Origin of the sequence: Winogradskyella endarachnes (assembly GCF_009741275.1) — a bacterium.
GTDB lineage: Bacteria > Bacteroidota > Bacteroidia > Flavobacteriales > Flavobacteriaceae > Winogradskyella > Winogradskyella endarachnes.
This window is the reverse complement of sequence record NZ_WOWS01000001.1, coordinates 1,040,145-1,055,795: the sequence shown is the minus strand read 5'-3', so window position 1 is coordinate 1,055,795 and position 15,651 is coordinate 1,040,145. Positions and strand designations below refer to the sequence as shown.

Genomic DNA, 15,651 nt, shown 5'->3' with positions numbered 1-15,651 from the left:
AATCAAGCCACAGCAGACGGAACCGCTCCAAATGGCGATCCAGTAAGTGATGATAGTGATGATCCATCGGATACAACTAGTGATGATGATCCAACCGATACAGAGATTGTTCAGAGTCCAGAGTTAAGTATTACCAAAACAAGTAGTTTAGACTTAGGCTCAGACGGAGTAGTGAGTGTAGGAGATGTTATTACCTATACTTATACAGTAACCAACACAGGAGATGTCACCGTATTTGATGTGAGTGTGAATGAGAGTGCAGCAAACTTTACAGGAACCGGTACCTTACCAAGTCCAGTATATGTAAGTGGAGGCACAGATGAAGATGGAGATGGCGATTTAGAAGATATGGCAGTAGGCAACGGAACGATAGTTTACACGGCAACCTATGCAATTACCCAAGACGATATCGATGCAGGAGTTGTAACGAATCAAGCCACAGCAGACGGAACCGCTCCAAATGGCGATCCAGTAAGTGATGATAGTGATGATCCATCGGATACAACTAGTGATGATGATCCAACCGATACAGAGATTGTTCAGAGTCCAGAGTTAACATTGACAAAAACTGCAGTAATATCCACTGATATTGCTCCAACAGGTGCGAGTTTAGGTGATGAATTAACATATACTTTTAGTGTACAGAACACTGGTGATGTTACTATTACTAATATTACAATTGATGATGCATTAACAGGAACAACTGGTTTAACTATATCGCCGTCATCTTTATTGCCAGGTGAAATAGGTATTGCGACAGCTACATATATTATAGATCAAGATGATATTGATGCTGGCTTTGTAGAGAATAGTGCAACAGCGACAGGTGATAGTCCAAGTGGTACAGACGATGTAAGTGATACTAGTGATAATGGAGATGAGACGAGTGATGGTCCAGATGCTGATACTGATCCAACTAATGACCCAACAATTGTAACAATTAATCAAAACCCTGAATTGAGTATTATTAAAACAAGTTCTCTAGATTTAGGAGATGATAATGTTCTAAGTGTAGGTGATGAGATTACTTATACTTATACGGTGACTAATGTTGGAAATGTAACAATTTATGATGTTAGTGTGAATGAAAGCGCTACAAACTTTACAGGAACTGGAACTTTACCAGTACCGATGTATGTAAGTGGTGGCTCTGATGAAGACCTTGAAAATGATTTAGAAGATATGATTGTTGGTGTAGGCACCATAGTTTATACAGCAAGTTATATAATTACGCAAGAGGATATTGATGCAGGTGTAGTAACAAACCAAGCAACTGCAAACGGTACGGATCCAAATGGTAGTTCTATTAGTGACACTAGTGATGACCCAACGGATGCAACAAGTGATGATGATCCAACAGATACAATTTTACTTGGTACCCCAGACATTGAAGTGGTAAAAACATTTAGTATTACAAATGATATTTCACCTGTAGGAGCAAGTCTAGATGATGAAATTACATATACAATTACTGTTACAAATACAGGTAATGTAACACTTGATAATGTTATGATTGTTGATACATTCACTGACTTAGATGGTAATCCACTAGTATTCGTTTCGGGACCAATTTTTGAAAGTCCGTCTTCTCAAGGTAGTTTAGAAGGAGTATTATTAGTTGGCGAAACAGCTACATATACAGCAACGTATATTATAGAGCAAAATGCTATTGAAGCAGGTGGATTCCAAAATAGTGTAGTAGCTAGTGGAGATAGTCCAAACGATGTAACTGTCAGTGATGTAAGTGATGATGGTGATGATTCTGATGGAAACACTGAAAATGACCCTACAGTAATTACAATAACTGCAGATCCAGAAATTAGTTTAATTAAAACGATTGAGCCATTAGAAGATACAAATGGAGATGGTATTATAGGAGGATTAGATGATGTTATTAATTACATCTTTATTGTAGAAAATACAGGGAATCTTACGTTAACTAATATTGTTATTGAAGATAACTTACCAGGCTTAAACTTGGTAGGTGGTCCTATAACTGAATTGTTACCAGGTGAAATAGATAGTACAACGTATACTGCGACATATACGATTACTCAAGCTGATTTAGATATTGGTACTGTAACTAACTCTGCATCTGTTCGTGGTGAATTAATTGGTGGTGACCCTACGGATCCATCAGATGATATTATAGATACTAGTGATGACCCAACAGATAGTTCAGATGAAGATGACAATGGTGACGGTGAACCAGATGATCCAACAGTAGTTATTCTAAATACAATGTTCGATTTAGAAATCACTAAAACTGTTGATGAGTTAAGACCTGTAATTGGTGATTTGGTAACATTTACTATTGAAGTAGCAAACATTGGTAATGTAACAGCAACTGACATAGTAATAGATGAACAAATTCCTGATGGTTATGTGTTTGTTTCTGCAATTACAACCGCAGGTGTGTATTCAGATTTTGACGGAGAGTGGACAATTTCACAATTAAATCCTGATCAAGTTGAAATTTTACAAATTACTGTTGAAGTATTAGGATTTGGAGACTATCTAAATATTGCATACATCGATAGTGCTTCTGGTGGGACCGATGAAGACCCTAGTAATAATGAGGACGATGCTTCTGTAGATCCAATCTGTTTAACAATTTATAATGAATTCTCTCCAGATGGAGATGGTGTTAATGAAACGTTTGTAATTGATTGTATAGAACGTTTCCCTGATAATAAACTAGAGGTTTATAATAGATGGGGGAATATAGTCTACTCTGCTAAGGGATATTTAAATGATTGGAAAGGTACTTCTAACGGAAGAGCCGTTATTAACCAATCAGATGATTTACCAGTAGGTACATATTATTATGTACTAGACCTAGGTGATGGTTCTGATCCAAGAGTTGGATGGTTATATATTAATAGAAATAACTAATTAATACTGAATTATAAAATAATTAAAATGATACATAAATCATCACTAATAAAGGGATTAATAGTTTTAGTATTTACACTAATCAGTACTATTAGTTTTGGACAGCAAGACCCACAATACACGCATTATATGTATAACACTTTGAGTGTTAATCCTGCGTATGCTGGACAGAGAGAAACTCTAAGTGTTGTAGGTTTACATAGATCTCAATGGGTTGGTATTGATGGGGCGCCACAGACGCAATCCTTAAGTATTCATTCGCCATTAAGAAACGAGCGTGTAGGATTGGGTTTAAATATTGTAAAAGATGCTTTAGGTCCAGCTACTGAATCGTTTATAGATGCAAGTTTTTCTTATACTATTCCATTAAATGCAAATGATTTAAAATTATCTTTTGGAGCAAAGGGAGGTTTACATATTTTGGATACAGATTGGAGTAAGGGGCGTTTTCAAAATACGGATCCCAATAATTTTGGTGAAAATATAAATCTAATTTCACCTATGATTGGTGCAGGTTTATATTTGCATACTCGTAAATGGTATTTAGGCTTGGCAGTTCCTAATTTTATACAGACAGAACACTATGATGATTATGAAGAATCTGTTGCCACAGAACGTATGCACTTTTATTTCATCGGTGGATACGTATTTAATATTAGCGAATCAACAGAATTAAAACCAGCGCTTATGTTAAAAGGTGTTTCTGGGGCGCCATTAATAGCAGATGTATCGGCTAATTTTTGGTATCAAAAGAAGCTTACTTTTGGTTTAGCTTGGCGTTGGGACGATTCAGTTAGTGCATTAGCAGGTATTCAAGTAACACCTGGAATGTTTGTTGGATATAGTTACGATATGACCTCTACTGGTTTAAATAATTATAATAGCGGAACCCACGAAGTAACCCTAAGATTTGAAGTTAAAAGAGTTGGTAGAATTTTATCTCCACGTTTCTTCTAAAAAAATTACTATGAAAACACTATCAAAATATCTATTATTAGCTTTTGTAATTGTAATATCCTCAAATGCTTTTTCTCAGAGAGGAAAAATTCAAAGCGTTAAAAATGATTATAGAAATTTCGCCTATGTTAAAACAAGTGAAGTTTTATTAGAGGTTGCTAATAATGGTTATAAGTCTGCAGATTTATTTCAAAAATTAGCCAATTCGTTTTATTTTCAAAATAAAATGGAGGAAGCGGCGAAGTGGTACGGTGAGTTAATGCAATTAAATGAAGTAATAGACCCAGAATATTATTTTAGATATGCATTAGCTTTAAAAGGAATAAAAGACTACGAAAATTCGGATAAATGGATGGAGAAATTCAATTCACTTAAGCCAGATGATACAAGAGGAAAAGCATTTTTATCTAAAGTAGATTATAAATCTGCAATTGAGGAAATGAGTAGAGACGACATAGAACTGGTAAATTTAGATATCAATACACCTTTCTCTGATTTTGGAACAACGGAACATGAAAACGGAATTGTTTTTGCTTCAGCAAGAGGAGGCGGACGATTATATAAATGGAACGAAGAGCCTTACCTAGATTTATATAAAGCTGAGAAAAATGAAGATGATACCTTTGAAGAGCCTAAGAGTTTTGGAGAAAATGTAAACACAAAATTTCATGAGTCAAGTGCTATATTTTCACCTAATGGAAAATACATGTTCTTTACACGAAATAACTTTTTTAGATCAAAATACAAGGAAGATGCTGTAGGTATTAATAGGCTACAGCTATATAGAGCTACTTTGAGTGAAGACAGTATTTGGGGAAGTATACATAAAATACACTTTAATAGTATAGACTATAGTGTTGCTCATCCTGCTCTTAACTTAACAGGTACAAAATTATACTTTGCATCAGATATGCCAGGAACACTTGGTCAATCTGATATTTTTGTTGTAGATGTTAATGAAGATGGTACCTTAGGAGAACCTGAAAATTTAGGTAGTTCAATAAACACAGAAGGACAAGAGTCTTTTCCTTTTATAAATTCAGATGGTGATTTATACTTTTCTTCAACCGGTTTTCCAGGTTTAGGTGGTTTAGATGTGTTTGTTTCAAAAGGTGCTGACCAAAAAGTACTAAATAGCGCTAATCGAAATTTTCCTATAGAAAATGTTAGTGAGCCAATAAATAGTCCTTATGATGATTTTGGTTACTATGAAAACTTAGTAACTAAGCGTGTATATTTTAGTTCTAACAGAGAGGGTGGTAAGGGTAGTGATGATATTTATACTTTTAAATTCCCAGAAATTAAATTAATTGTAGAGGGAGAAATTAAAGATATAGATACAGAAGAGATTATACCTGGTGCTACCGTTATATTATTAGATGAAAACGGAAAAGAATTAGATAGACAAGTAGTTGGTGAAGATGGATATTTTAAATTTGACGTAGACCCAGAAAAAGAATACCTAATTCGAGTTCAAAAAGATAAATATACTTCAGATGAGCAACGGTTTACAACACCTAATAGAAACCAAGAGTTGTTAATGGAATTGCGTATTGAAAAAGATGAACAACAAATTGAACCGTGTGACGATTTAGCCAAAGTATTAGATATTCCAATTATTTATTTCGATTTTGATAAGTCTAATATAAGATATGATGCAGAAATTGAAATTCAAAAAGTATTAGCCGTACTAAACAAGTACCCTACAATGCATATAGATATTCGTAGTCATACAGATTGTAGAGGTCCAGCTTCTTATAACGAACAATTATCAGACCGTAGAGCAAAGTCTACAAGAGCATATTTAATAGAGAAAGGAATTGCCGCTGAACGATTAACAGCTAAAGGTTATGGAGAGTCTCGTTTGGTTAATGATTGTGGTTGCGAACCAAGTAATGAATCTGAGTGTTCAGAAGCAGAACACCAGCTTAATAGACGTAGTGAGTTTATTATTACTAGTATAGATGGTAAAACTTGCGATGATAAAGTAGAGAGTGAAGATTAAATAAATCATTCAAAAATAGACTTTAATAGCCGTTTAAATTTTTAAACGGCTATTTTTATGAAATCCTTTACTTTTATTAATCAATTAGGAGTTAATTTTGTAATATGACAGAAGAAAAAGTCATCCTAGTGGATGAAAACGATAATCAAATTGGTTTAATGCCAAAAATGGAAGCACATGAAAAAGCACTTTTACATCGTGCCTTTTCAGTTTTTGTATTTAATGATAACAATGAATTAATGCTACAACAACGTGCCGCACATAAGTATCATTCTCCAGAGTTATGGACAAACACTTGTTGTAGCCATCAACGCGATGGAGAAACTAATTTAAGCGCTGGTAAGAGACGATTAGAGGAGGAGATGGGATTTGTTACAGAATTAGAAGAAAAGACATCTTTTATATATAAGGCACCTTTTGATAATGGTTTAACAGAGCATGAGTATGATCACGTTATGGTAGGTCATTTTAATGAAGCTCCAAACATTAATGAAGAAGAAGTCATGGCTTGGAAATGGATGAAGCTTGAAGATGTAAAGAAAGATATCAATGAAAACCCAGATATATACACAGCTTGGTTTAAAATAATTTTTGAAAAATTTTATGAATTCATAAATATTAAGAAATAATGAAGGTAACTGTACATAGAAAGGCACATTTTAACGCAGCTCACCGATTATATAGAAAAGATTGGAGTTTTGAGAAGAATGAATCTGTTTTTGGTTTGTGCAATAACCCCAATTTTCATGGTCATAATTATGAATTGATAGCGAGTGTAACTGGAGAAATAGATCCGGAAACAGGCTATGTAATAGATGTAAAAATTTTAAAAGATATTATTAAAGCTGAAGTAGAAGATGCATTTGATCACAAAAATTTAAATGTAGAAGTTGAAGAGTTCAAAGAATTAAACCCAACAGCAGAAAATATAGCGGTTGTTATTTATAATAGAATTAAACCTAAATTAGATGCAAAGTTTCATCTTGAAATTACATTGTATGAAACACCTCGAAATTTTGTAACTTACTCAGGAAATTAATATTATGAAAAACGCATTGCACCCTTTGAAGTTTCAACCCATTTTAAAAGATAAAATTTGGGGTGGAGAAAAGTTAAATAAAAATTTTAATAAACCATCAGATTCTAAAACTTTAGGAGAAAGTTGGGAAATTAGTACGGTGCCAGAAGACGTTTCTATTGTATCTAATGGTGAATTAAAAGGCCAGTCACTTCAAGATTTAGTTGAAAATTTTAAAGCAGATATGTTAGGAGCTAAAAATTATGAGCGATTTGGTAATGAATTTCCTCTGCTAATTAAATTTATAGATGCAAAGCAAGATTTAAGCATTCAGTTGCACCCAGATGATAAGTTGGCAAAAGAGCGTCATAATTCTTTTGGCAAAACAGAAATGTGGTATGTAATGCAAGCAGATAAAGATGCTAATCTAATTGTAGGCTTTAACCAAAATATGGATAAGGAAACTTACCTAAAACATCTCCAAGATAAAACGCTTACCAAAATATTGAATTTTGATAAAGTAAAAGAAGGTGATACTTATTTTATTGAAGCAGGGCGAGTACATGCAATTGGAGCAGGTGTTTTATTAGCGGAAATTCAGCAAACTAGTGATGTAACTTACCGTGTTTACGATTGGGATAGAGTGGATGATAATGGTAATGAGCGCGAATTACACAATGATATCGCAATTGATGCTTTTAATTTTAATATGAAGAACGATTTTAGAGTAGATTATGATACTCAAAAAAATGCTTCAAATACAATGGTGAGTTGCCCATTTTTTACTACTAATTTTCTAGAATTAGATGATGAAATAAAAAAACAGAATACGCACGATTCGTTTTTAATTTACATGTGCGTTGATGGTAAAGTTGAAGTTATAACAAATACTTCAAAAGATATCATATCTAAAGGCGAAACTATTTTAATTCCTGCACAGATTAAGGACTATACATTAAAAACAAATTATGGTAAACTCTTAGAAGTGTACGTTTAAAACTTCAAAATAAAGACTGTTATACAGTATTAAATAACTAAAAGGATTTAGTACTTTTGCGGTTATTAAAAAATAAAATTATTATGGCAAATAAAAGAGATTTAAAAAAAGATATAAACTACGTTTTAGGAGATATTATTGAAGCGGTTTACGTATGGGAATTAACTAATTCTGAAAAACCAACAAAAGAAAGTGAAGCAATCATTGATGAAGCTATTACGACTTTTGATGAATTAATTGCACGTGTTAATAACAGAGCAGTAGAAGATAAGAAAGCTCACTTTAAAGCTATTGTGAATGATCTTGAAGCAAAAGGAAAAGGACTTATAGAAAAAATCAATAATTTAAAATAAATTGATTTGCAAATTTAAAAATCTATTTTAAATTTGCGCTCGCTTATTGAGAGATTAATAAGCTTGTTTTTTGCCGATGTAGCTCAGCTGGCTAGAGCAGCTGATTTGTAATCAGCAGGTCGTGGGTTCGAGTCCCTCCATCGGCTCTTAATAAGAAGCTTCAATCATAGGGTTGAAGCTTTTTTTATGTATATATATTAGCTCAAACTTTAATTTTTATTTCAATTATTCACTTATTAATTAGTTGAATTCTAAAATTTTAGTTCTAAAATTGAAAATTAATTCTTACAAGTACATTAATTTAAGTATATTTTGATTTTATTATTTAAATTCAAAATTATATGAAAAAAAATTTACAATTAAGCTTAGCTTTACTTGCAAGTATTGCAATTTATGGTCAAGAATACGATGCATGTGGCAATATAGAAACAGTGCCTTACTCAACAAATTTTTCAAGTTTCTTACCATCTTGTTGGGATGAAGCAGATTATGCTACAATTACAGATGGACCATCTGTTTTTGGAACTGGAGGTTGGGCAGTAGATGGCTTTAATAACAATGGCACAACAGGTGCAGTGAAAACACGTGTAAGATGGGCAGGAAAGAAAGACTGGTTAATTTCGCCATATTTAGACATAACACCTGCGTCATCTACAGGAAGTTATTCTGTTAGTTGGGATATGGCATTTGCAGGGCATTTAGGAACAACTTTTCAACCGTTAGCTGCTGATGATGAATTACATTTGTTAATTAAAAAGCAAGGAGCAACAGAAGTTTGGACTTCCATTGCTGTATATGATGATACTACAGTATTGGATGATGCAGGCGAAACAATAATTATTGAAATTCCCGCTGCTTATAATGGCAGTGTAATTCAGTTGGCATTTTGGATAGATGAAGGAACAAATGGATATAACGCAGGAGATGGAACATATAGTGATGTAGATTTATCTATTGATAATTTTCAAGTAATAGAAACTACAGCAGCAAATTCATGTGATCCTGTAGCAGATTTGGATGAAGATTTTAGTAGCGTAATAGAACCAAACCTACCTGATTGTTGGGTTTCTTTAATTGGAACAACTGCAGTTAATGATGATGCAGAGATTAGTAGCCAAAGTTTGTATGCTAATTCAGCTTCTAATGCATTAGTTATATTTTCTCTAGAAAATGCTAATGATACTACCGACGAATCCATAATATTAGTTTCACCAGAAATTTCTAATCTGTCATTGGGTACACATTCCTTAAGTTTTTATGCATTTTCAGAAAACGATGATATTATAGTAGGTACACTTTCTGATCCTAATGATGCATCTACATTCACCGCTTTAGAAACTGTTGAATTATCTAATGATTACTCAGCAGATGGTAATTATGTAGAGTATAATGTTGATTTTACCGGTTATACAGGAACCAATAGTTATATAGGGTTTAAGCACCCAAGAATAGAAGATACACCTTCTTTTATTTATTTAGATGATATTACTTGGCAAGTAGATTCTAGTTTATCAATAGGCGACAGTATTGAAGACAAAGACATAAAAATATATCCAAGAATAACATCAGAAAATGTTTATGTGGAAGGTTTTGAATTTCAATCGGCGAATGTTTTTACATTGACTGGTCAGAAAATTGCAGTTCAATTTAGTGGTTCAATGATTTATACTAATAAACTGAGTTCTGGCATGTATATCGTTCAGTTGACAGATTTAAATGGCAATAACTACACAGGTAAATTTATAAAAAATTAATATTTAATATAAAAATTGAAGGCATATGAGAGTTACGGCAAAGGAGCGTTTTTAAGGCTATGATTAACAATTCAATAAATAGCTTACAAGATTTATTAAAACAAAAAATCCAATCATTATTTGATTGGATTTTTATATTACAGTTAGTTTTAAAACTATTATTCTGTCTTATGGCTCGCTACAACTTCAGCTAATTTTTTTCCATAAAAGGAATTTTTAATTCTAGGCGTAAGGTTGTTGTAAATAGAATCTATAAAAATAGGATTGGCTTTCCTAGCTTCAAATAACGCTAAGTATGGCGAAATTTCACTATCTCTATTGTTTATTGCAAATTGAATTGTATACGCATACTTTCGTTTAACTATGGTGTTTGCTAAATTTGATAAAGAATCTGCTGCAATACTATCTTGTGCTTTAAGAGCTAAAAACTTTTGCTCAATAAAATCTAAATTTTGATTATTATATTTAGTAATAATCTTTAAATAATCATCTAATAATTCTTGTTGTTTAGACCCTTTTATTTCAGAATCATAATTAAAGTTCTTTAACGTCGTATTAATTTCTGTAACCCCTTTATCTGCAAAAAACGGAATGTAATGTTCTGCACCATCGTTTTTAAACATTTTTAAATAAAGAATTATTGGTTCTTCAATATTAGTATGAAGCATAAATTCATTCTGACCGTTAATTGTCATAGAATCTAAATCTACGATACTAGAGTCACCATCTTTTTGAAGATAAACCACGCCTTTTTTTAACCCTTTAACACTACCTCTTAAAGTAAAGTTAGCATCGCTTTCTTTACCACAAGAGATGGCCAAAACAGATAAAATAATGAGACTTATGGCTTTGTTTAATTTTGTCATTTGTTGTTATAAATTTAGTCTGTAAATATCTTAATAATAGTTTAAATATGGTTAACTAATTGCGGCTAATTCCATTAAAATTGTACAACCAATTGCAGCAATTGTTCCAACAGCATAACCAAATACAGCAAGTAATACACCAACTGTAGCTAGAGAAGGGTGAAAAGCTGATGCTACAATTGGAGCAGAAGCAGCACCACCAACATTTGCTTGGCTACCTACGGCTAAGAAAAAGTATGGTGCTTTAATTAATTTTGCAATAAGCATTAAAAGTAGGGCATGTATTGTCATCCAAACAATACCAATTGCAATTAGGCCAACATTATCAAAAATCATGGTTAAATCCATTTTCATTCCTATACTAGCTACTAAAATATAGATAAAAACACTTCCAAACTTACTAGCACCAGCGCCTTCGTAATTTTTAGCTTTTGTATATGATAATAGAATAGCAATTAAGGTAGCTACGCTTATCATCCAAAAGAACTTTGAACCTAAAAAGGTGAAAATATTTTTTGTAGTAGGCGATTCTATATTGTTAACAATATTTTCAAAAGAAGGGGCTAAAAAATTAGCACTTAAATGTGCAATACTAACAGTACCAAAAGCTATGGCACAAATAATCATAATATCTGTTAGCGAAGGGTTACGTTTAACTTTTTCTGAAAACGTTGACATTTTGTTTTTTAATTCTTCAATTGAAGATGTATCTGCATTTAGCCACTTATTTATTCTATTTCTTTTTCCAATACCAATTAGTATTATAGCCATCCATATGTTAGCCACAACGATATCTACAAATACCATTCCTCCATACTTGGCTTGGTTGTAACCATAAATTTCTAACATAGCGGTTTGGTTAGCACCACCTCCAATCCAACTACCAGCTAGCGTAGAAAGTCCTCTCCAAACAGCATCTGGTCCAACACCTCCAACAGTTTCTGGAGAAACACTAGCAATTAATAATATGGCAATAGGGCCACCAATTATAATACCTACAGTTCCTGCAAAAAACATTACTAAAGCTTTCCAACCGAGATTAAAAACAGCTTTTAAATCTATACTAAGTGTCATTAAAACCAAGGCTGCTGGTAATAAATATCTACTAGATACATAATAAAGGTTAGAACTATGTTCTGTTATTTCGCCAGTTTCAGAAACAGTTGTCCAGTCTGGAGATATAAGACCAGTGGTTGTTAAAACTGCCGGAACCATGTAAGCCATAAATAATCCTGGAACTATTTTATAAAATTTAGACCAAAACCCAGTTTTAATAGATTCTGTAATAAAAACAAATCCTAAGGCTAACATTAAGAGGCCAAATACAATAGTATCGTCAGTAAAAATTGGAGTAGTATCCATAGATAATTTTATTTTAATGTCCGCAAAATACAAAAATTAAAAACGAAAAAAAGCGACCATTTCCGATCACTTTTTGTCTTTATCATTATCCTTTTGTTTAGGTTGCCGATTATGCGCTTTTAGATATTGCATAAGCATCCATTCTATTTGGCCATTGGTACTACGAAATTCGTCTGAAGCCCATTTTTCAATGGCTTTCAGCATATCTTCATTCATTCGTAATGCAAAGGCTTTCTTTTTAGACATTATTACATTAATTAATTTTATTGTTATAAGAGGCTAATACATTTTTAACATCATTTTGTTTTTGTGTACCTATTAAAAGCTTTTTCTTGTTTTTTAATATCAGTTGAATTCCAATATCTCCAGAGACGTTTATTGCTTTACCTTTAGATTTGTTCCAAAATGCGCCTCCCTTTAATCCCCAACCACCGTACTCACCTAATGCGTCATAAGATCTTACATAGACGTTTTGGATGTCTTTCCATTTAATAACCTTAAAACTCCAGTGAAAAGGAAAAAACTTATAATGAATCCCAGTTTCGTCAATACGAGTTGTAAGTTTAAATACAAAGATAATACTAGAGCCTAAAAGAATAAGAAATATGAAACCAATTACTTCTATATATGTAAAGCTTTCAGGACTTTCAATGTATTCTTTTATATAAATACTAATTGGCACTATGGCGCTAAATAAAATTAGTATAATTAACCATAATTGATTAAATCGTTGTTCTTCTTTAAAAATTTTCATTATCTGTTTTTGTCGCGTTCAAATATAATTAAAGGTGAATTTTGTCCTATATGTTTCACTTCCCAACCTTCTCTTGCATATTGATTTAAAAGGTCTTCATATTTCTGAATTCTATTTTTAAATCCTAATTTTGGTTGAATTACTTTGTACTCTTTCATATTTTAATGATTTAAGGTTCCTGTGTTTAAAACTGGTGAAGCATCCTTATCGCCACAAAGTACTACCATAAGGTTACTTACCATGGCAGCTTTACGCTCTTCATCTAAATCAACAACTTGTTTTTTATTAAGTTCATCTATAGCCATTTCTACCATACTTACGGCACCTTCAACAATTTTATGTCTTGCTGCTACAATAGCTGTGGCTTGTTGGCGCTTTAACATGGCATTTGCAATTTCTTGTGCGTAGGCTAAATAGCCTATTCTAGCTTCTAATACTTCTATACCAGCGATAGATAAACGTTCGTCTATTTCTTTTTCTAAGGCAGTACTTACTTCGTTAACACTAGATCGTAGAGTTATATCTTCATCTACACCTTCATCTGCAAAATTATCATAAGGATACATACTGGCTAGTTTTCTAACAGCGGCATCTGTTTGTACGCGTACAAAGTTTTCATAATTATCTACATCAAAAGCGGCTTTATAGGTATTGTGAACTTTCCAGACTAATATTGTGCTAATCATTATTGGATTTCCTAATTTATCATTCACTTTTAAACGTTCGCTATCAAAATTACTTGCTCTTAATGATATCTTCTTTTTTGAGTAAAAAGGATTTACCCAATAGAAGCCGTTCTTTTTTACAGTACCAACATATTTTCCGAATAACAGTAAAACACGTGAACCATTTGGTTGTACCATTAAAAAACCAAAGGCTAATATTAGTGCTGCTAAGATGCCAAAAATCGACCAACCTGTTTTTGTAATAAAAATAAGGGCTATACTACCAAAGAATAGGATTAAAAATAAAAACAACATTAAATAGCCATTTGCCGGAACGATGATTTTTTCTTCTTTCATGATTTGTAAATTTAATTGGTTAATTATTATTAATCAATATGATATTAAAATAATATCATAAAGATATAATTTATTAAGTTAGTATGCAAACCAATTATTTTGTTACAGCTTTTTAATAAATACCTTAAAAATAAACTTTGGCACGCCATTTGTGTTATACTAAGTGTAATGATTAATACGATAGTTACCCTGAGTAACATTACTACAAAATCGTAACATTACATTTGGTTGGTTAGTTAAGAAAAGGCATCTCGTGGTTGGGATGCTTTTTCATTTGTAATATTTTTGGACATAAAAAAAGCATCTCGTTGTTGAAATGCTTAGATATTTGAGTGCTAATTAATTCTTACGATTTAATAAATGCTGAAATGGATGTTATCAGTTGAGGAGAAATTTCTCTAAAGGACTCATTATAAGATTTTGAGTTTTCTAAATCATCACCGTCTATTTCAAAAAGTACATGATTCATGTTTTCAATAATAACTAACTCAGCTTTATCATTAGCTTCTTTTAAAAGTTTAGCTTCCTTTTCCGTTACTTGTAAATCTTTAGTTCCATTAATAATTAGAATAGGCATTTCTAATGTTTGGATAACTTCAGTTGGGTTATAAGACATCCAATTTATCATGAAAGGTTGGGTGTCTACATTAAATACGGCTCCTAAAGCTGCAGGATAATCGGTTGTTGTTTTACCCTCTTTTAAACTTGCAACAACGCGTTTGGTGTCTTCGGTATACATAGATGCTGTTTTTTCCACTTGTTCTATTATAACATCACCTATATTATTACCAGCACCAGCTAATGAAATAAAACCATCAGCTTTGTCTTTCCCTGCTAACATACCAACTAAACTTCCTTGGCTATGACCAATTACATAAATCTTACCATATGTATCTTTTTCTTTAAAAAAATCTATAACAGCCGAAGCATCGTTTACAAAATCATCAAACATTATATTTGGATCTACACGGTTGGTTAGTATTTGTTTTACTATACGTTTATCATATCTAAAGGTTGCGATATCTTTATTGGTAAGTTGTTCTGCTAGTTTTTTTAATGAATTATTTTTTAAAAAATTTTGATTTCCATTTCTATTTGTTGGCCCAGAACCAGCAATAATTATGGCTAAATTGGGTTTGTCTACTGATTTAGGCAATAATAAGGTACCATTTATCCATTTGGTTATAGATAATTCTGTTTCTGTAAAAGTTGTATTCTGACTGTAGCTTATACAACCAATAAAACATAATAATAAAACTAAATACTTTTTCATTTTGTAATTTTTTTGTGTGATAAAGTTAATTTAATTGTGTTTTAGTTGTAAATTATTAAGCAAATTTTATTCCATTTTTATGATTTTTTTTACCTGATTTCTGTGGTTTTATATTGGTATTTAATCGTTAATATATGTTTTTTGTCTAAATATGTTAAAATTTAGTGTATTTTATCGATAAAATATGTTTTTTAGCTTGTAGGATAAAAATGAATTATATCTTTGACATGTACTAAAAAAAAAGTTTTTAGTTCAATGGATTAATTAATTAATATTTGCCGTGTGTTGTGTATAATTAGAGACCCTAAATCTACCAGCATAGTAAAAAGCAAATAAACGAAAACCGAGATTGAGGGATCTCGGTTTTTTGTTTTTGTATACTTTCTGTTTATTTA

Annotated in this window: 15 protein-coding genes and 1 tRNA gene; 9 read left to right on the top strand and 7 right to left on the bottom strand. The window is 32.1% G+C overall.

What is annotated here, in order from left to right; genetic code table 11:
- From GN138_RS04750 to GN138_RS04710, 9 genes are all read left to right on the top strand, one after another.
- On the top strand, nucleotides 1–2,895 hold a 2,895-nt coding region (locus GN138_RS04750), incomplete at its 5' end, for a DUF7507 domain-containing protein (protein ID WP_157362614.1).
- A 27-nt stretch (nucleotides 2,896–2,922) separates the two neighbouring features.
- On the top strand, nucleotides 2,923–3,852 hold the full coding sequence (locus tag GN138_RS04745; RefSeq protein ID WP_157362612.1) for a PorP/SprF family type IX secretion system membrane protein: 930 nt from the start codon (nucleotides 2,923–2,925) through the stop codon (nucleotides 3,850–3,852).
- Nucleotides 3,853–3,862: 10 nt separating this feature from the next.
- Nucleotides 3,863–5,857 (top strand): OmpA family protein, encoded by a 1,995-nt coding sequence (locus GN138_RS04740; protein WP_157362610.1) that lies wholly within the window; start codon nucleotides 3,863–3,865, stop codon nucleotides 5,855–5,857.
- 104 nt (nucleotides 5,858–5,961) lie between these two features.
- Nucleotides 5,962–6,486: an isopentenyl-diphosphate Delta-isomerase gene (gene idi / locus GN138_RS04735; protein ID WP_157362608.1), complete on the top strand. Its 525-nt coding sequence runs from the start codon at nucleotides 5,962–5,964 to the stop codon at nucleotides 6,484–6,486.
- On the top strand, nucleotides 6,486–6,896 hold the full coding sequence (locus tag GN138_RS04730; protein ID WP_157362607.1) for a 6-pyruvoyl trahydropterin synthase family protein: 411 nt from the start codon (nucleotides 6,486–6,488) through the stop codon (nucleotides 6,894–6,896). The genes idi and GN138_RS04730 overlap by 1 nt, the downstream gene beginning before the upstream one ends.
- Before the next feature lie 4 nt (nucleotides 6,897–6,900).
- Nucleotides 6,901–7,872: a type I phosphomannose isomerase catalytic subunit gene (locus tag GN138_RS04725; protein ID WP_157362605.1), complete on the top strand. Its 972-nt coding sequence runs from the start codon at nucleotides 6,901–6,903 to the stop codon at nucleotides 7,870–7,872.
- An 83-nt stretch (nucleotides 7,873–7,955) separates the two neighbouring features.
- On the top strand, nucleotides 7,956–8,225 hold the full coding sequence (locus tag GN138_RS04720) for a hypothetical protein (RefSeq protein ID WP_157362603.1): 270 nt from the start codon (nucleotides 7,956–7,958) through the stop codon (nucleotides 8,223–8,225).
- 72 nt (nucleotides 8,226–8,297) lie between these two features.
- A tRNA-Thr gene (locus GN138_RS04715) sits at nucleotides 8,298–8,371 on the top strand.
- Between the two features lie 195 nt (nucleotides 8,372–8,566).
- Nucleotides 8,567–9,979 (top strand): T9SS-dependent choice-of-anchor J family protein, encoded by a 1,413-nt coding sequence (locus GN138_RS04710; RefSeq protein WP_157362601.1) that lies wholly within the window; start codon nucleotides 8,567–8,569, stop codon nucleotides 9,977–9,979.
- 158 nt (nucleotides 9,980–10,137) lie between these two features.
- Here GN138_RS04710 and GN138_RS04705 read toward each other — a convergent pair whose 3' ends face one another.
- From GN138_RS04705 to GN138_RS04675, 7 genes are all read right to left on the bottom strand, one after another.
- Entirely contained in the window at nucleotides 10,138–10,845 is a 708-nt protein-coding gene (locus GN138_RS04705; RefSeq protein ID WP_157362599.1) for a DUF4369 domain-containing protein, read from the bottom strand.
- 51 nt (nucleotides 10,846–10,896) lie between these two features.
- Nucleotides 10,897–12,207 (bottom strand): DUF819 family protein, encoded by a 1,311-nt coding sequence (locus GN138_RS04700; RefSeq protein ID WP_157362597.1) that lies wholly within the window; start codon nucleotides 12,205–12,207, stop codon nucleotides 10,897–10,899.
- Nucleotides 12,208–12,273: 66 nt separating this feature from the next.
- On the bottom strand, nucleotides 12,274–12,453 hold the full coding sequence (locus GN138_RS04695) for an Arc family DNA-binding protein (RefSeq protein ID WP_157362595.1): 180 nt from the start codon (nucleotides 12,451–12,453) through the stop codon (nucleotides 12,274–12,276).
- Between the two features lie 7 nt (nucleotides 12,454–12,460).
- Entirely contained in the window at nucleotides 12,461–12,961 is a 501-nt protein-coding gene (locus GN138_RS04690) for a hypothetical protein (RefSeq protein ID WP_157362593.1), read from the bottom strand.
- Nucleotides 12,961–13,119 (bottom strand): DUF4177 domain-containing protein, encoded by a 159-nt coding sequence (locus GN138_RS04685; RefSeq protein WP_157362591.1) that lies wholly within the window; start codon nucleotides 13,117–13,119, stop codon nucleotides 12,961–12,963. Before GN138_RS04685 ends, GN138_RS04690 begins: the two co-directional genes overlap by 1 nt.
- A gap of 3 nt (nucleotides 13,120–13,122) precedes the next feature.
- Nucleotides 13,123–13,983: an SPFH domain-containing protein gene (locus GN138_RS04680; protein WP_157362589.1), complete on the bottom strand. Its 861-nt coding sequence runs from the start codon at nucleotides 13,981–13,983 to the stop codon at nucleotides 13,123–13,125.
- A 346-nt stretch (nucleotides 13,984–14,329) separates the two neighbouring features.
- Nucleotides 14,330–15,256 carry an alpha/beta hydrolase gene (locus tag GN138_RS04675; protein ID WP_157362587.1) on the bottom strand — a complete coding sequence of 309 codons (927 nt, stop codon included), beginning with the start codon at nucleotides 15,254–15,256 and terminating at the stop codon, nucleotides 14,330–14,332.
- Nucleotides 15,257–15,651 lie beyond the last annotated feature (395 nt).